Source organism: Gemmiger sp., from assembly GCF_036306485.1.
Lineage (GTDB): Bacteria > Bacillota > Clostridia > Oscillospirales > Ruminococcaceae > Gemmiger.
This window is the reverse complement of the sequence record NZ_JAXJZK010000002.1, coordinates 1-17,151: the sequence shown is the minus strand read 5'-3', so window position 1 is coordinate 17,151 and position 17,151 is coordinate 1. Positions and strand designations below refer to the sequence as shown.

15 protein-coding genes are annotated in these 17,151 nt (G+C 66.8%); 3 read left to right on the top strand and 12 right to left on the bottom strand.

The features are described from left to right. Nucleotides 1–131: 131 nt before the first annotated feature. From U0L91_RS00375 to U0L91_RS00320, 12 genes are all read right to left on the bottom strand, one after another. Nucleotides 132–1,859, bottom strand: coding sequence for a hypothetical protein (locus tag U0L91_RS00375; RefSeq protein ID WP_330043902.1), 1,728 nt, complete (start codon nucleotides 1,857–1,859; stop codon nucleotides 132–134). Nucleotides 1,860–1,876: 17 nt separating this feature from the next. Beyond that, entirely contained in the window at nucleotides 1,877–2,713 is an 837-nt protein-coding gene (locus U0L91_RS00370) for a family 6 glucosyltransferase (protein ID WP_330043901.1), read from the bottom strand. Continuing rightward, complete coding sequence (locus U0L91_RS00365) at nucleotides 2,710–4,242, bottom strand: hypothetical protein (protein WP_330043899.1); 1,533 nt, start codon at nucleotides 4,240–4,242, stop codon at nucleotides 2,710–2,712. Before U0L91_RS00365 ends, U0L91_RS00370 begins: the two co-directional genes overlap by 4 nt. A 30-nt stretch (nucleotides 4,243–4,272) precedes the next feature. Next, nucleotides 4,273–5,295, bottom strand: a complete 1,023-nt coding sequence (locus U0L91_RS00360) for a glycosyltransferase family 2 protein (protein ID WP_330043897.1) — start codon at nucleotides 5,293–5,295, stop codon at nucleotides 4,273–4,275. Between the two features lie 14 nt (nucleotides 5,296–5,309). Then, nucleotides 5,310–6,245, bottom strand: a complete 936-nt coding sequence (locus U0L91_RS00355) for an alpha-1,2-fucosyltransferase (RefSeq protein ID WP_330043895.1) — start codon at nucleotides 6,243–6,245, stop codon at nucleotides 5,310–5,312. Next, entirely contained in the window at nucleotides 6,242–7,354 is a 1,113-nt protein-coding gene (locus tag U0L91_RS00350; RefSeq protein WP_330043893.1) for a glycosyltransferase, read from the bottom strand. Before U0L91_RS00350 ends, U0L91_RS00355 begins: the two co-directional genes overlap by 4 nt. Nucleotides 7,355–7,374: 20 nt before the next feature. Further along, nucleotides 7,375–8,289: a hypothetical protein gene (locus U0L91_RS00345; RefSeq protein WP_330043892.1), complete on the bottom strand. Its 915-nt coding sequence runs from the start codon at nucleotides 8,287–8,289 to the stop codon at nucleotides 7,375–7,377. Continuing rightward, the gene (locus U0L91_RS00340) at nucleotides 8,282–9,406 is read right to left on the bottom strand and encodes a glycosyltransferase family 4 protein (RefSeq protein ID WP_330043890.1); all 1,125 of its coding nucleotides are present in this window, start codon (nucleotides 9,404–9,406) and stop codon (nucleotides 8,282–8,284) included. Before U0L91_RS00340 ends, U0L91_RS00345 begins: the two co-directional genes overlap by 8 nt. Further along, complete coding sequence (locus U0L91_RS00335; RefSeq protein ID WP_330043888.1) at nucleotides 9,400–10,359, bottom strand: glucosamine inositolphosphorylceramide transferase family protein; 960 nt, start codon at nucleotides 10,357–10,359, stop codon at nucleotides 9,400–9,402. The genes U0L91_RS00340 and U0L91_RS00335 overlap by 7 nt, the downstream gene beginning before the upstream one ends. Further along, nucleotides 10,356–11,573, bottom strand: coding sequence for a glycosyltransferase (locus U0L91_RS00330; RefSeq protein WP_330043886.1), 1,218 nt, complete (start codon nucleotides 11,571–11,573; stop codon nucleotides 10,356–10,358). The genes U0L91_RS00335 and U0L91_RS00330 overlap by 4 nt, the downstream gene beginning before the upstream one ends. Before the next feature lie 162 nt (nucleotides 11,574–11,735). Then, a complete protein-coding gene (locus tag U0L91_RS00325) occupies nucleotides 11,736–11,972 on the bottom strand; it encodes an acyl carrier protein (protein WP_330043884.1) in 237 nt (78 codons plus the stop codon). A 114-nt stretch (nucleotides 11,973–12,086) separates the two neighbouring features. Continuing rightward, on the bottom strand, nucleotides 12,087–12,974 hold the full coding sequence (locus tag U0L91_RS00320) for an undecaprenyl-diphosphate phosphatase (protein ID WP_330043882.1): 888 nt from the start codon (nucleotides 12,972–12,974) through the stop codon (nucleotides 12,087–12,089). 180 nt (nucleotides 12,975–13,154) lie between these two features. On the opposite strand from U0L91_RS00320, the gene U0L91_RS00315 reads away from it, so the two are divergent. Genes U0L91_RS00315 through U0L91_RS00305 form a run of 3 tightly spaced genes read left to right on the top strand, consistent with a single transcriptional unit; the run spans nucleotide 13,155 to nucleotide 16,109 of the window. After that, nucleotides 13,155–13,811 carry an HAD family hydrolase gene (locus U0L91_RS00315; protein WP_330043880.1) on the top strand — a complete coding sequence of 219 codons (657 nt, stop codon included), beginning with the start codon at nucleotides 13,155–13,157 and terminating at the stop codon, nucleotides 13,809–13,811. A 2-nt stretch (nucleotides 13,812–13,813) separates the two neighbouring features. After that, nucleotides 13,814–15,010 carry a pyridoxal phosphate-dependent aminotransferase gene (locus U0L91_RS00310; protein WP_330043879.1) on the top strand — a complete coding sequence of 399 codons (1,197 nt, stop codon included), beginning with the start codon at nucleotides 13,814–13,816 and terminating at the stop codon, nucleotides 15,008–15,010. 49 nt (nucleotides 15,011–15,059) lie between these two features. Continuing rightward, on the top strand, nucleotides 15,060–16,109 hold the full coding sequence (locus U0L91_RS00305; RefSeq protein ID WP_330043878.1) for a L,D-transpeptidase: 1,050 nt from the start codon (nucleotides 15,060–15,062) through the stop codon (nucleotides 16,107–16,109). The last annotated feature ends 1,042 nt before the right edge of the window (nucleotides 16,110–17,151 follow it).

The window sequence follows — 17,151 nt, the reverse complement described above, 5'->3', positions numbered from 1 at the left end:
CTACTATACCTTTCAGACCAGCACTGGTGTGGTGGTCTTGTTTTGATGTCTAATTTTCAACCTGTATAAAATTTTCAAAGTTCTTTCATTTTAGCCTTGACTTTTTATTTGCAGGCTGTGTAATAATAATGTCACACCGCCCCGGAACTGTCAAGCGAGGCACCGCTGTCCACGACCAGCACCTCCAGCTCGGCGGTGCCGCACCGCACCGGGTACCGTTCCCGGATGGGCAGGTTGGTCTCGATCCACTGATGGAACGCCGCCATGTCCCGCACCTCGTTGCAGTCGTACAGGATCACGTCGGGCAGTTTTTCGGGCAGTTCGGTATAATACTGGATCAGCCGGGGGTCGCTGTCGGTGCCGGAGATCACGGTGGACTGCGCCACCTCGAGGGTGCCGTCATCCTCCAGAAAGCCCAGCCCGTGCATCAGGCCGATGGCCTGCAGCACCTTCTGACCCGCGTAGGGTTCCAGCGCTTCGCGCAGGGCGTCCTGCATATCGGCGGCCTCGGTGTCGGCCCAGATGCCGGCGGCCGGGCCGGACTCGATGCGGCGCAGCGGGGTGTCGCGGAAATTGGCGGGGCCCCAGCCGGTGATGAGCACGCACCACAGCCGGGTGGCGGCAAGGAAGAGCAGCAGGGCGCCGAGGCAGGCGCGCCCGGCGATGCGGCCGGCCGGGGCGCGGCTGAGCATCGCGGCCAGCCCGCAGAAGACCGGCCAGGTCAGGTACATGAAGGTCGGGGCCAGGCCGAGCAGCGTCGAGCGCAGGATGAAGAGGTAGGCCACGACGCCGGGCAGGAAGCCCAGCCAGAACAGCGGTTCCCGCACCGTGCCGCGGCTGCGGCGGAACGCCCAGGCCCCGGCGAGCAGCAGCACCGGCAGGAACTGGCGCATATCGGCGTTGGAGTCGGTGAACATCCGCAGCGTGCATTTGAGGGTGGACAGCACCCCCGCCCAGGCCAGGAAGGCGCCCACCGGGTCATCGGTGCGGCGGCGCAGCCGGAGCAGCAGGGCGGCTGCGGCAGCCAGCAGCAGCGGCAGGGCCAGGAAGCGGGCCACCGTGACGGCCTGACCGGCCAGGGTAGACAGCCGCTCGGCGGCGGAGAAGCTGTACTGCGGGTCGTGCAGGATCAGCCCCACCCGCTCGAGCAGCATTCCGAGGCCCATGCCGGGCAGCACCCAGGCCAGGAAGGCCGCGGCGCAGCCCGCACAGCTGAGCACAAAGACAACGGCGCCGCGCGGGATGCCGAGGAGTCTGGCTTCGCCCCGGCGCGCGCCCAGCACCGCCATGCCGACGGCGATGACCGCGGCCGAGGGGATGCTCTGCGGGAAGGCGAGGAAGCTCAGGCAGGCGAACACCGCCCCGGGCACGATATACCGCACCCGCCGGCAGCCCCCGGCGTAGTAGGGATAGAAGCAGAGGAAGGCCGCGACGGCGAAGTGGAACTGCTGGCTGATGTAGTCGGGCCCGAGGAACCATTTGGGGGTATACAGGAAAAGCCCTAGCGCCAGCAGCCAGGCATGGGTGCGGCCGAGGGGGGATTTCATTTCCCGGTAAAAGACGAGGCTGAGGACCGCCTTGGCGGCGAGCATGACGGCGCGCACAAAGAGCAGGATGCCCCCGGTGCCCCCCGTGACGGCGAGGAACAGCGCGACCAGCACGGCGGCGGGCAGGGCGCTGAGCTGGTGCGGCTCCCACATCGAGTAGAACAGCCGGTCACCGCTGACCAGCCGGTAGCCCAGTGAGATGGCATATTCCTCGTCGATCTCGAGTCCCACCAGCAGGGACCGCAGCATGATGAGGACGGCCACCGCCGTGAGGACGGCGGCCGCCGCGGTTTTGCGTTTTGGGCCGGTCATCGGCAACGCCCCCTTTGTCATTTGAGTTTTCTGCGCAGCACGGTGTCCCGCAGGCAGCACAGATAGGGCAGATAGTTCTGCCGGAACGCCTCCCACTTGCGGGCGGGCAGGCTCTGGGGCTGGATGGTCTGGTGCTTGACCGCCCCCACGTCGATGAACCGCGCCTTGTTGCGCACAATGATCTTGGGATCAAAGGGCATCCGCCAGCCTTCGGGGTACCAGTACGCCGGGGAGAGCAGCCGGTAGTCGCGGCGCTCCGCCACATAGCGGTTGAGCTGGCTTTCGTCGTGCCAGATTGCAATGACGCCGTTGTGCAGGTCCTCCTCGGTGCGGCTCTCGAGCACCCGGCACATCGTCAGGAAGGCCCGGGCCGTGCCGCCGTTGAGTCCGCCCGTGACGTAGGCGCTGCCGCAGTTGTAGGGCACATAGGCCGTGGAACAGCGGCGGCGCTCATAGCTGAAGAAGGGCGGGGTCTTGTCCCAGAAGCCGGGCTGCTGCACGAGAAGCAGGTTTTCGCCCAGGGCGGGGCGGGGCAGGAATTCCTGCGAGGTGATGGGCTTGCTGCACACCAGGTTCGCGTTGAAGAAGAACAGATAATCAAAGTCGCGCAGCACCTTCTCCTGACTCAGAAAGACCGAGAAGCGGCGCAGCGTGCTGTACGGCCAGTCGTAGGCCTGCTGCGGGATGCGATGGACGGCGGGGTCGGATTCGCCCTCGATGTGGGGCGCGTCGGTAAAGACGAAGAATTCACGGTCGCAGTCCGTCAGGAATTTTTCCCGGAACGAGTGGTAGAAGTCCGGCCAGAACACGTTGTACCGGCCGGTACACAGATAAAGCATCCCGATTTTGGTCATGAGGGGTTCCTCCGGTTTTTGAACGTCTGCACAAGGCGTCCGGCCTGCAGGCGAAGATAGGCTGCATCGCCGGTCCAGGCGTAGCAGGCAAGATTGATGGCGTTGGGCAGCAGGCAGACCACGACGGCGCGCAGCACCAGCCCCCCGAATCCGCCGGGCAGCAGCGCGCAGGTCCGGGCGGTCAGGACCATGCAGCCGGCCAGCGTGACCAGGTGGACCAGCTGGACCCGCAGATACCGCAGCCCCGAGCCCCGCAGATACTGGCGGAAAACGACGACGGCGCGGCCCGTCCACATGATGACATGGGCGATGACGGTGGCCCCCACAATGCCGGTGATGCCGAAGGGGCGGTACAGCGCAAAGCTGAGGATCAGGTTGGTGGCCGCCGACCCGACCATGAACCACTGGTCCTGCTCAAAGTGGCCGAGCACGGCGCGGTAGGACCCGAGGATGCGGTGGTTCCAGCCCACATACTCGTTGAGGCAGAACACCACCACAAAGCTGAACGGCAGCAGGCGGCTGCCGCCCATCCACAGCTCGATGAAGGGCTGGAACAGGCAGAGGTAGGCGGTGGCGACAAAGCTGCCGAAGGCGTAGCTGAAGAGGTCCAGCCCCCAGAACACCTGTTTGTCGTGGTCGTTGGCGGCGGCCGTGCGGTCATAGACAATGTTGCCGATGGCGGCGGCAAAGCTGTCCATGATCTTGTTGCCGATGTTGGTGGCGCTGTCCGACACGGTGGTGTAGTTGCCGAGGTTGGTGGTCTGGACGCTGCCGCCCAGGCGGCTGGTCACGATGGTGTCGGAGGAGCCGTAGATCGTGTTGGAGAGCCGGTGCACAAGGTAGTACCGCAGATCGTGGAAGATGCCGAGTTCGCGGAAATCCTTCCAGGACACGGGGACATCCCGCACATAGGGGAAGTCCTTGCGGAACCGCCAGGTCACGGCGAGGTTGGCGCCGGTGTTGAAGAGGATCGTCACGCCGAAGTAGAGCACATAGTTGGGCACCCAGAGCGCGATGGCGATCTTGGCCAGGTAGGTGGCCACATTGAAGGCCAGGTCAATGCGGGTGCACAGATACCCCTGCTGGGTACAGGTGTACATGAGCCGCCGGGTGACGAGGAAATAGCTCGACAGGGTGGACAGCGTGTTGAGCCCGTACACCGTGTAGGCGGTGCCGCGGTCCACCTGGGGCATGATCCAGGGCAGCGCGGCGGCGCCGATGGCCGCCAGCAGGCAGATCGTGAGGCCGACGGCGCGGTAGGCCCACTTGTACATCGACATATACTTGCTGATCTTATCGACATCGCGGGCGGCAATCTGCTCGTACAGGCGGTAGCTGATGACGCCGCCGACGCCGAACTCCGCGATGGAGAAAAAGCTGAACAGCTTTTCCACGACCTGGGAGGCCGTGGTGATGTCGTCGCCGAAATTGAAAACCAGCAGCCGCCGCGTGACGAACCCCAGCAGCATGAGCAGCAGGCTGGAGCCGAGCGCGTAGGCCAGGTTGATGATGGTCTTTTTGGTACGCAAGGTAGGGATCTCCTGTGATGGTATGGAAGGTCAGCCGCGCTTGAAGAGCGAGCCGGCCCACAGAGCGAACCGCGGCCCGAAGCGCCGCAGCAGCAGCCGGAACAGAACCCAGTCGGGGCGGCGCCCGTCGGCGGGCAGGTCCCACAGGGCGCGGCAGCGCTCAAGGCCCGGCCGGCAGGCGCGGCGCAGACCCGCGTCCGGCGAGGCGGCGGCCCGGGCCTGCGGCCAGAACACCGCGGCCTGACGGCGGCGCACCTCCTGCTGTTCCTCGGCGGTCCAGCCTGCGGCGGGGTCGGCGAAGAGGGCGTCGAACCGCGCGTTGGCCGCCGCGATGCCGGTGAAATGGCGGGGCAGCCCCGTGTTGAGCAGGCTGCCCGCCCGGTTGGCGCGGTAGACCACCAGCACGGTGTCCAGGAAGCACATCCGGGGGCAGAGTTTGAGCAGCACGAGGTCAAAGGGATAGTCCTCGGCCCAGCGCACCTCGTCCCAGAAAGTCAGGCCGGTGCGCTGCAGCAGCGAGCGGCGCAGGCAGAAGCGCCACACCGCCCAGTGGCCCGCGTCGTACAGCCGGGCGGCGCGCACCCGGTAGTCGGCGTCGGTGCAGGGGCCCGGCTCGAACCGTTCGAGGCGCGGGTCATACGGCAGGTTGGACATCAGCGAGGCATCCACCTCGCGGTAGCGGCCCACATACCAGTCAAAGCCGCGGTTGCAGGCCAGGGCGATCCGCAGTTCGCCCAGCATGCCGGCGGGCCAGTAGTCGTCGCTGTCCAGAAAGAGCAGCCACTCGCCCCGCGCCGCCCGGATGCCGGTGTTGCGCGCGGCGGCCAGACCGCCGTTGCGGGGGCGATGGATCACCGTGACCCCCGGGCAGAGCCGGGCCAGCTCGTCGCAGATCCGGCCCGAATAGTCGGTGGAGGCGTCGTCCACCAGGATGCACTCCCAGTCGGGGGGGCCGGCCTGCTCCACCACGCTGCGGACACAGTCGGCAAGATAGTATTCGACATTGTACACCGGCACAATGACCGAGAAGGTGACGGGGCGGTTGCGTTGCATCGGGCAGTCTCCTTTCAGGGGCGGGTGGGCAGCCGGGTCCAGTCCCGGCGCAGCAGGGCGCTGTGCTTGCCGTTGGCATACCAGCGGTCCGGCGCAAACACCCGGTCGGGCGCGGCGCCGGCCAGCCACTGGGCCCACCAGCTGAAGGTGGAATTGCTGAGCACAAAGGCCCGGCAGCGGCGCATGAGACCCAGATCCGCCGCCGCGCTGCGGGACCCCGAGGCCAGCCGGACCGGCAGGCCCGCGCTGTCCAGGTGGGCGGCGAGGTAGTCCGGGTCGTCCGAGAAGGCAAAGATCTCGGCCTCGGGCAGGCGGCGGCGCACCTCGGCGCAGGCCCGGGCATAGTAGTCCGGCGTGCAGACCTGGAGGGCGGCGTTCTCGGGGCGCAGATAGTCCCCGCACCGCCAGTGCAGGCAGACCGGGCAGGGCGACGCCTCGATCCGGGCACAGAGTTCCCGGGTCCGGGCATCGTCGGCGTCCCGGGGCATCAGCTCGCCGCGCAGCGTGCCGGCGCAGTCCGCAAAGTATTCCTCGGCCTGGAAATACCCCCAGGCCAGGAAGTCCCGGCTGCGGCCGCGGTGCACCGGGGTGTAGCCCTCGGTGGCAAAGTGCAGGCCCAGCGCGTTGAGCAGCGGGGCCGCGGCGGCCTCAAAGGGCTGCCAGTCGCGGGCCATCAGGCCGGCGCGCTGTTCGTATTTGATCATCAGCACCTTGGCGGCGCTGGCAAGGGGCAGACGGCGCCGCGTCAGCCCGGTGTCGCGGGTGATGCGGACCTCGGCGCTCGGATGCAGCGCATCGAGGGCCAGCGCCGTGTGGGCGGGCGCGCCGTCCATCCAGTCCCGCCGGTCGATCAGGGTGACCGGCTCGCTGCAGCGCAGGCCCAGCGCCCGCGCAAAGGCGTAGATGAACATCTGGTTGCCCAGCCCGCCCGAAAGTTCGGCATAAATCATCGGGTTCCCTCCCCGGCCAGCGAATCGTAGAGCTGTTCCATCCGCGCCGCGGCGGTGCGCAGCTCATAGCCGGCGGCCTCCAGCGCGGCCCAGTGGTCGGCGTGCGGACCGCCCGGGGCGATCGCGTCCGCCTGGGCGGCCCAGGTGTCGAGCGGCGCGTCGAGGGGCAGGAACCGCACCAGCCCGGTGACCGAGCCGTCGTCCGGCACCCGGGTGGATGCCAGGCAGGGCACGCCGCAGGCCTGCGCCTCGACGAGGGTCACGGGGCTGCCCTCGAAGTTGCTGGGCAGCAGGAACAGGTCAAAGGCATTCATAAAGGAAGGCACATCGTTCTGCACCCCCGCAAAGAGGACCCGGTCGGCGATGCCCAGTTCCCCGGCCAGCGTGCGCATGGCGGGTTCCTGTTCGCCGCCGCCCACCAGCAGCAGCTTCCACCGCGGGCTGCGCCGGCAGAGCGCCGCAAAGACCCGCAGCAGGAACAGCGGGTTTTTCTGGTGGTTGAGCCGGCCGACAAAGCCGGCCAGGCGCTCGTCGGGGGCGATGCCGTACCGGCGGCGCACCGCGGTGCGGGCCGCATCGTCCACAAAGAAGCGGCCGCGGTCCACCGCGTTGCAGGCGACCGAGAAGTTGGGCAGGCGGTCGATGCCCTCGCCAAAGACAAACCGCCCCGCGGCGACGCCGCAGGCGAGGAAATAGTCCGCGAACTGCCGGTAGAGCAGATGGGCGGCCCGCCAGGTCAGCGTCAGGGGCGGGTAGACGATGTGGCTGTGAACGATGATCTTTGCCCGCGGGCAGAGCAGCCGCATCATACCGCAGACCGGCGCGCCGATCTTGCTGGCCGTATGGTAATGGATGATGTCGTACCCGGCATCGCGGCGCAGCAGGGCGGCCAGGGCGCGGATGCGGTCCTTCTTGTTGTCCGGCACGGCGAGAATCCGCACGCCGGCGGCCTCGAGGGCCGGGGCGGTGCTGGCCTGGTCGGGCGGGCACTGCCCCACAAAGAGGTCCACCCGGTAGCGGGCGGTGTCCAGGTGGAGCAGAAGATTCTGCACATACCGCTGCACGCCGCTCTGGACGCCGAGGTGGTTGCTGATCATCAATATCCGCATGGCCGCGCTCCTTCCGCGTGTTACCAGTAACTGCCGCCCTCCACCGCCTGATGGTTGCGGGGCTGCTCGTCGGCGCCGGGGCGGACCCAGGCGTCGTTGTAGAGTTTGCTGATCTGGGGATGGCTGTCCCAGCGGCGGCCCTTGATGCCGAACAGCAGCTGGGTGGCGCCGCTCATCTGGATGGCCACATGGCCGGTGTCCCGGGCATGGGCGGCCAGCGGCAGGCCGTAGGCTCCCGCCCCGACGATGGCCACATCGTAGGTGCAGCGGTCCATCTGGCGCTGCATCGCCTCGAGGGCGGCAAACCAGTCGGGGTAGCCGGTCGGCTGACCGGCCAGGCCCTGGACGGCCCGCACGACGGTGAGCGACGCGAAGGCCGGCAGGGTGTCCGGCCCGCCGGGCGCGTTGGTGAACAGCCGTTCGCGCCGGGCATACTGGGCCAGGATGGTTTTTTCAAACGGATGCACCACGAGGACCCGCAGCCCCGCCAGCGCGGCGCTCCAGGGGTGGGCATGGTAGTAGGGTTCGAGTGCCCGCAGCCGGGTGAACCGGGTGGCGCCGCAGCCGCGGATGACCTCCCGCTCGGCGCCGACATCCCACAGCGCCAGCAGATCGGCGCTCTGGGCACAGCGGATATACCGCTCGCAGAAGCGGTTCAGCGTCGCGTCATCGGTGGGAAAGACGCCGGACAGCGCGGCAATCTCCTGCCGGACGCGGTCGCTGTACCCCCCGCCGTGCAGGTAGGCCGCGACGGTGCGCATCTCGGTGGCGCCGCACCGTCCGAACAGGAAGGGCTGGCCCGCCCGGATGGCCTGGGCCGCCGCGTCGTTGCCCGCCGCGGCCGACAGGATGGGCACGCCGCGGTATTTGAGGCCGAACCGCGCGTCCTTGTAGAGGTTGCGCGCGATCTGAAGCAGGGCGTTGTCGTTATCCACGCGGTTTCACCCCCTGCTGCCGGAGCATGGCAAGCGCCGTCTCGGCGCTGTTGGTCCAGAGAAAATGTTCATTGATCCGCTTCTGGGCCGCATGACCCACGGCGGGGTCGCCGGCGGCGCGGCAGATGGCGCGGGCGAACTCGCCGGGCGTATCGGCAAAGAAGCCGCTGACCCCCTCCTCGATGATGAGGTCGGGGCCGGGGGCATGGCGGGCCACCGGCGGGCAGCCCGCATACATCGCCTCGAGCAGGCTCATGCCGAAGATCTCGTCGGGGTTGAAGTTGACAAAGACATCGCAGGCATGGTAGTAGGCCTGGACGGCGGTGTTGGGCAGCTGGGGGATGCACCGCACCCGGGCGGTCAGGCCCCGCGCGTCGAGGGCGCTGTGCAGGTCGCCGCTCTGGCTGCCCTGCCCGATGACCACCGCCTGCCAGGACGCGGGCAGCGCCTCCAGGACCGGCACGATGTCGAGCGGATGCTTGTAGGCGTCCAGCCGTCCGACAAAGACGAGGATGGGCGCCTTGGGGTCGAGATGCAGATAGTCCCGCACCTCGGCCCGGGTTCCCATCGAGGCCGGGATCACCGCGGTGTCCAGCCCGACGGGCAGCACGCCGGCGCAGGGCACGCCGAGGCCGCGCAGCTGGTCGCGGACCGCCGGGGTCTTGGCGTAGGTCGGGGTGCGGCGGTAGATGGCCAGGTTGCGCCGGCCCAGCAGGTCCATGACGAACCGGACCGCCGCATGGCGGGAGCTGCTGCGCACCGCGCCGAGCTGGCTGTAAAAGAAGATGCCGTGGCGGCGGCAGAACCGGAAAAGCCCCGGCACGCCGAGGGCATTGTCCCCCATGACGTGGACGGCGTCCGCCTTTTCGTCCAGCAGGACCTGCCAGCTGCGGTAGAAGGCGCTGACCCCCGCCGCCCGGGCGGGGATGTCGTAGATCCGGACGTTGGGTTCGAGGTCCTCCCGGCTGACCGTGTCGGCCCCCGGGTCGGGATAGAGGACAACGGCCCGGCAGCCCAGCGCCGCAAAGGCCCGGGCCAGGCCGACCTCCTGGCGGTTGTATGCGCCCTTTTTGCCGGACGCGCCGCAGTAGAGCTGCGGGATCGCAATGGTCAGCATGAGGAACTCCCTTTTTCCACGCGGCGCAGATAGCGCGCGTCGATCACTTCCAGCTGATCGTCACAGCAGTAGCTGTGAATGCCGATCAGGTCACCGGACAGGATGCCGGTGATGCGGACATTCTGCGGCGTGGCCGCGCACAGCGGCACCTCGGAGGCGCCGCGCTGTTCAAAGAATTGCAGATAGACGCCGTAGTCCACCGTCGTGCTGACCTGGGTGGGATGCACCCAGCGCTCGTTGCGGAAGAACAGCGGCCCCGCGTTGCGGCTGCCCAGGTCGTACACCCGGTGCTGCAGGTTGAAGGGCTCGTCCTCCAGCAGCTGGAACTCCGGCGGGTCCTCCTCCATCGGGTCCTCGTCCCGCACCAGCTCATAGCGGCGGTACCGCGTATACAGGCCGTTTTCCGGCTTGGTCTCGCTGCAGAGCAGCGCCAGACCCATCCGCTGTTTGTCGGTCAGGATGATGTCGCAGATTTCCTGCCGCACCGGGAACCGCTTGGCGCGCTCCCACCGGTCGGGGAACTCGACGCAGCGGTAGAGGTTGATCGCATGGTCGGCGCTGGTCTCGGGCAGCATCCAGATTTCGTCCTGCCAGGCGAACACCGTCGGGAAGGACAGATGGAATTCCTCCCGCAGCACAACGTGCGGCTGTTCCATCCGGCCGTCATCCTGCAGCTCGGTCACCGCGATGGCGCCGCGGCCGGTCTTGTCCTCAAAAGCTTCGCAGAACAGGTAGCGCTTGCCGTCCCAGTGGAAGAGCAGCGGGTCGGCATACCAGACGCCGGGGGTATAGGGCAGCGGCGTGTAGGCGGTGCCGCCCAGCGCCGGCAGCGGCGAACAGCCCTCGGCCTGGGGCCGGGGACGCACCGCGATGGTATAGATTTCCTTCTCGCCGGACAGCTTGCGCAGCAGCCGGCCGGGCGGCATATGCAGGGCACGGTAGAGTTGGTTCATAGCGTACCTCCCGAAGCGGGGGCCTTGTGGGCATCCCCGAGAATCTGTTGATAAATCTCGATGAGCCGGCGGTAACCGGTCTGACGGCCGTAGGCCTGCAGGGCATCGCGCCGGATGGCGGGCAGGTCCAGCGTCGGACCCAGCTTGGCGAGCCGGCGCACGGCGTCGGCCAGCGAGGCCGCATCGCCGGGGGCAAAGTGCAGGCCGTCCACCCCTTCCCGCACCGCGGCGCCCACGTTGCCCAGATCGCTGACAAGCGCCGGGGTGCCGGCGGCATGGGCCTCGGCGGGGACGAGCGCAAAGCTCTCATAGCACAGGCTGGGGCAGAGTACCGCTTGGCAGCGCGCCAGCAGGGCCGCCAGCTCCCTGTGGGGCAGCTGGCCGACAAAGGTCACGGTGCCGGGGGCATGGCGGTGCATCCAGTCCTCGAGCGGGCCGGTGCCCGCAACGATCAGCCGGGGCGCGTCGGGGCCGAGCAGCTTCCAGGCCTCGAGGGCGGTGCGCACCCCCTTGAGCTCCTCGAGCCGTCCGGCCATGACGATGCAGTTGTCCCGCGCGGCCCAGGGCAGCGGCAGGTCGGTGTCGTCCACCCCGTTGGGGCGCACATAGAGCCGCGCCGGGTCGAACACCGGGCGGCGGGCGTTGAATTCCAGCAGCTTGTCCCGGTCAAAGGGCGTCAGCGCGATGAGGTTGACATGGCGGTAGGTGCCGAGCAGACGATGGAAGGCGTAAATGGCCGCGCAGACCGCGCTCTGGGCCCGGGACCCGCGGTAGCAGCCGTGGCGCACCGCGCACAGCAGCGAGCGGCGGGGGCAGTCCTCGCAGACATGGCCGTCCCGCAGCAGGATGCCGTTGGGGCAGAACAGCCGGAAATTGTGCAGCGTCTGGACGACCGGCACCCCGGCCAGCCGGCAGGCCGTGAACACCGAGGGGCTGATGACCAGCAGCGTGTTGTGCACATGGACGAGGTCGATGTGATGCCGGCGGATCAGGGTGCGGATGTCCCGCATCGTGCGCAGGCTGAACACCGCCCGCAGCGGCAGCAGCAGCCGCGAAGCGCCGCCCTCGGCGTTGGAGCGCTCATAGACGAACACCTTGTGACCGTGGGATTCCAGCAGCGCGCGCTCCGCCGCAAAGACGGCATCCTCGCCGCCGGGCAGGCGGTACCGGCAATGGACCAGCAGAATATGGTAGGTTTTGGTGGATTCCGACACGTCGGCGCCTCCCTGTCTGGGGCGTGCCGGAGCCCCCGGCACGCTGAGGATATACTCTTTTATTATACCGCGCGGCGTCGGGAATGGGAAGAGCGCCCCGCAAAAAAATGCCCCCGCGCCCAGAAGCACGGGGGTTTTGGTTTGGTTTGTGCGGGAGCCGGATTACTCGGCTTCCTCCTCCAGTTCGCGGACCAGGTTCCACAGCTCACCAATCGTCTCGATGGATGCAAGACGCGACTCGGCCAGTTCGACGCCGGTCGCCTCTCCGAGCTGCCAGGCCAGTTCAACGAGATCCTCGCTGTCCACACCCAGGTCCTCAAAGGTCGTCTCCTCGCTCAGTTCGGCGGCATCGCAGCTGAACTGTTCCGCCAGAATCTCCAGCAGATCTGCAAATTTCATCTTGCCTTCCCTCCGTGTATGCGTTTTTGACATTTTTATAATACCCATACGCAGCAGCGGCGTCAATGGCAGAAGTGCCCAATCTTAGCAGCAATTTCCGTTAAAAACGCACAATCACGAGGCCGCGGGAACCCCGGCCGGCGCGCCGGAAAGCAGGCTCTGGACGGCCCAGACGACCAGCACCAGGACGCCCAGCGCGATGCGGTAGACGCCGAACGCCGTGAAGGTGTGCTGTTTGACATACTCCATTAAAAAGCGGATGGCCATGATGGAGACCAGGAAGGCCACCGCACAGCCGACGAGCAGGCAGACGGCCTCGGGCATCGTGAAGGTGTTGCCCTTGGCAAAGAACTTGACGAGCTTGAGCAGGCTGGCGCCCGCCATGACCGGGATGGCCAGGAAGAAGGTGAACTGGCTGGCCGCCGGGCGGGACATCCCGCAGAGCATGCCGCCCAGGATGGTGGACCCGCTGCGGGAGGTGCCGGGGATCAGCGCCAGCACCTGCCAGCCGCCGACCTTGAGCGCCTGGGAATACCGGATGCGGGACAGTTTGGTTGTGGTGGGGACCCGGGGACGGCGTTCGATCAGGATGAACGCGACGCCGTACACGATGAGCATGGCGGCCACCACGACGCTGTTGTACAGGTGTTCGTCCATCCAGTCATCGAGCAGCAGGCCCAGCACGGCGGCGGGCAGGCAGGCCACCAGAATCTTGAACCACAGGTGCAGCACCGGCCACCGCACATGGGAGGCCAGGCCGGTATCGCGGCCGTTGTCGCGGCAGAACGGCCAGAGTTTGCGGAAGTAGAGCACCACGACGGCCAGGATCGCGCCCAGCTGGATGACCACCCGGAACATCTCCATAAAGTCCTCGCTGAAGCCGAACCGCAGCACCTGCTCGGCCAGGATCATGTGGCCGGTGCTGGAGATGGGCAGCCATTCGGTGATGCCCTCGATCACGCCGTAGATCACGGATTTGAGTATTTCAAGAAACAGATTCATGGTTTCTCCCCTTTCCTGTCAGCAACCATAGTAGCACATTTTCCCGCGGATTGCATCCCGCCGGGCAAGATTTTTACACTTTTTCTGCCCAAAAAGGGCGGCGCGGCGGTTGCCGTTTGCACAAAATGCTTTTATAATAGGGCTATGGCTTTTTCCGGCCATAAGAAAGGATCTTTCCAGATGTACAAGACTGTACTGTTTGATTTGGACGGCACGCTGCTCAACACGCTGACCGATCTGGCCGACGCGGGCAACCGTCTGTGCGTGAAATATGGCTGGCCCACCCACGACCGCGCGGGGTACCGCTATCTGGTGGGCAACGGCATTCCCAAACTGATTGAACGCCTCGCCCCGCCCGACAGCCGCACCGACGCGGTGCTGGCCGCGGCGCTGGAGGATTTCAAGGCGGATTACGGTGCCCATCTGCGGGACACCACCGCCCCCTACCCCGGCATTCCCGAGCTGCTGGAACGGCTGCGGCAGGCCGGCGTGCAGACCGCCGTCTTTTCCAACAAGGCGGACGCCCTTGCCCGGGAGGTCGTGGCGGACTATTTCGGCGCCGACACCTTCGCCGCGGTGCGGGGGCAGCGCACCGGCGTGGCGCCCAAGCCCGCCCCCGAAGGCACCCGTGCCCTGATGGCATCGCTGGGCGCCGATCCGGCTTCCACCCTCTATGTGGGGGACAGCAACGTCGATGTCCAGACCGCGCACAACGCCGGTCTGCCCTGCTGCGGCGTGCTGTGGGGATTCCGCACCCGGGAGGAACTGACCGAGGCAGGCGCCGAACACCTGGCCGCCGATGCCGATGAACTGTACCGCGTAATTCTGGAGGGCTGAAGATGATTGCACAACACTATAAAGATATGCTGGGCGGCAAATCCGTCATTCGGGAGATCTCCGAATGGAGCACCGCCCGCGGCGCCGAGATCGGCTATGACAATGTATTCGACTACTCGCTGGGCAATCCCTCGGTGCCCTGCCCGGCCGAGTTCACCGAGAGCTGCCGCCGTCTGCTGGACAGCTGCGACCCCGTGACGCTCCACGGGTACAGCCCCACGCTGACCCTGCCCGCCGTCCGCGCCGCGGTGGCCAAGAGTCTGAACCGCCGGTTCGGCATGGACTACACCGCCGACCACATCTTCATGACCTCCGGTGCGGCCGGGGCGCTGGCCCATGCGCTGCGCTGCGTGGCGGTGCCGGGGCAGAACATCCTGACCTTTGCCCCCTATTTCCCCGAGTACAAGCCCTATGTGGAGGGCGCCGGCCTGACGCTGCGCGTTGTGCCGCCCCGCACCGAGGATTTCCAGATTGATTTTGACGCGATGGAAGCGCTGCTTGACGCGGACACCGCGGCCGTGCTGATCAACACGCCCAACAACCCGTCCGGCGCCGTGTACAGCGCCCGCACGCTGACCGAGCTGGCCGACCGGCTGAAAGCCGCCGGCAAGCGGTTCGGGCACCGGATTTTCCTGATCTCCGACGAGCCGTACCGTGAGATCCTGTTCGGCGGGCAGAGTTTTGCCTATCCGGCAAAATTCTACGACGATACGCTGACCTGTTATTCCTTCAGCAAGAGTCTGAGCGTTCCCGGCGAGCGGATCGGCTATCTGGCCGCCTGCCCCCGCTGTGAGGAGGCATCCCTGATTGTGCCGATGTGCGGGCAGATTTCCCGCGGGATCGGCCACAACTGCCCGTCCTCGATGATTCAGCTGGCGGCGGCGGATTGTCTGGACGTGACCAGCGATCTGCAGGTCTATGAGACCAACATGGAACTGATCTGGGACGAGCTGAAACGGCTGGGCTTTACGGTCGTCAAGCCGGACGGCACCTTCTACATATTCCCCAAGGCGCTGGAGGAGGACGCCAACGCCTTCTGCCGCAAGGCGATGGCCTATGATCTGGCGCTGGTGCCCGGCGACACCTTCGGCTGTCCGGGATATTTCCGGATGGCGTACTGTGTCGGAACCGAGAAGGTCCGCCGCAGTTTTGCCGCGCTGGAACGCTTTGTCAGCCGTGAATACGGCATAGAGGTCTGATCTGCGGCACACACTAACCCCACACCATCCCGATTGGAGGTAACATTGTATGGCCCATTCCCGCCGCTCCCGCCGCCAGGCCGATCTGCGCACGCGGGCCCTGTTCACGGCAGTCGCCTGTCTGGCAACGCTGGCCCTTGTGGTCGCCGGCTGCTGGATGCTGCTGTCCGGCAAGGAACCGCCCGCCGAACCGGTCGGCGGTGACATGAACGCATCCTCGGCGGCCCCGGACAGCGATGCCGATTCCGGCGACAGCCAGCCCGCCCTGACCGAGGAGGAGCAGCGGATCGCCGACGCCACCAGTCTGGCTTCGGCCAACTGCACCAAGGATGCCCCCCAGGTGACCGACCCCGCCACCTGGGACGAGCGCGGCCGCGCCCTGATGGAACAGCTGGCCGCCGATCCCTTCTATCAGCAGGAAGGGCTGAAATACTCGGAGAAGGACGGCTGCCCGTATATGATCGCGGTCAACCGGGCCGCGTCCACCGTGACGGTGTTCTCGCTGGATGACGAGGGCAACTATACCCGCCCCTATATGGCGATGGTCTGTTCGGGCGGCGAGGCCACCCCCACCGGGTTCTTTGCCACGCCGGTCAACTACGACTGGCGGCTGCTCGAGGGGCCCAGTTACGGCCAGTATGCGACCCGGATCTGGGAGTCCTTCTTGTTCCACAGTGTGCCGTACTATTCGCAGCACAAGGATGATGTCGAGTATGACCAGTTCAACCAGCTCGGCAGCCTTGCGTCGCTGGGGTGCATCCGGCTGATGGTCTGCGATGTCAAGTGGATTTACGACAACTGCCCGATCGGCACCCGCGTCGTGATCTACGACAATGCCGACGATCCCGGCCCGATGGGCAAGCCCGGCACGATCTACACCGATCCGGCCGACGAGACCAAGCGCGGCTGGGACCCCACCGACCCCGATCCCTCCAACCCGTGGGATGCCGCCTTCCGCAGCGGTACGGCGATCCGCAGTCAGGCTGCCTGGGATGAGTGGAACGCCGCCCAGGCCGACGGCCGTTGGAACGGGTCGCTGACCCCCACCGATCTGCAGGGGTACAGCACCGATTCCAGCATCGCGGGTCAGCGCGGATAACCGCCGCCCGCCTCCGGGATGGCGGGAGCGCCGCCCCCGACCGAACCAAACGAAATGCAAAGCCCTGCCATCCGGCAGGGCTTTTTGGTTTGTGCTGTGGCAGGCTGTGTCTGTCGGGCTTTTCGATGCCCGCGGCTCCATTCATTGCTGTCCTTCCCCTGTGTCGCTCTCCTGATACGTTCTCATTTCTATTCTACTCTTCTGATTCCCCGCTCGCCCTTTCGCCGGATTTCTCCGACGGCCCCGCCAAATTATCGTTCTCTCATCCCTTCGCTTTTCAGCCTCTCCGCCGCGTCCTGTCGCCTTCTCTCCCCTTCACCACATGCCGCCGCCCTCTCACCCTTTCACCCCTCACCCCCACAAAGCCCAGAGCCCCGGTTTTCTTCTATTTGCCTTGTCGCGCCGTTCCCCGCCCGTCACCCCCGCCGCATGCCGCCCACTCCGGCCCGGCCACAGGCCCCGACTTTCCGCGAGCAGCCGTCCGCTCCTCGCCGCTCCACCGCTCCCCGCCGCCCTCTCACCCTTTCACCACTCACTCCGCAAAGCCCACAGCCCCGGTTTTCTCTTATTTGCCTTGTCGCACCTTTCCCCGCCCGTCACCCCCGCCGGATGCCGCCCACTCCGCCGGGTCGCGGCCCCCGACTTTCCGCGAGCAGCCGTCCGCCTCTCGCCGCCCTACTACTCCCTGCCGCCCTCTCATCCTTTCACCGCTCACCCCGAAAAGCCCACAGCCCCGGTTTTCTTCTATTCGCTTTCTCGCACTTTCTCCGCCCGTCACCCTCACCGGATGCCGCCGCCCAGCCCAGCTGTAGGCCCCGACTTCCCGCGAGCAGCCGTCCGCCTCTCGCCACTCCACCACACCCCGCCGCGCTCTCTCCTTTTCGCCGCTCCCCCCAAAGCGCCGCGCCCTTCCCGGGGGCGCCGGGCTTCGTGGGCGATTCCTCTTTTGGCAGCAAAAGAGGAACCGAGAAAACTGCCGCTGTTGCGACGCAGCGGGTCCGCGCCCAGGGGGGGATACCCCCCTGGACCCCCGGGTCGGTTG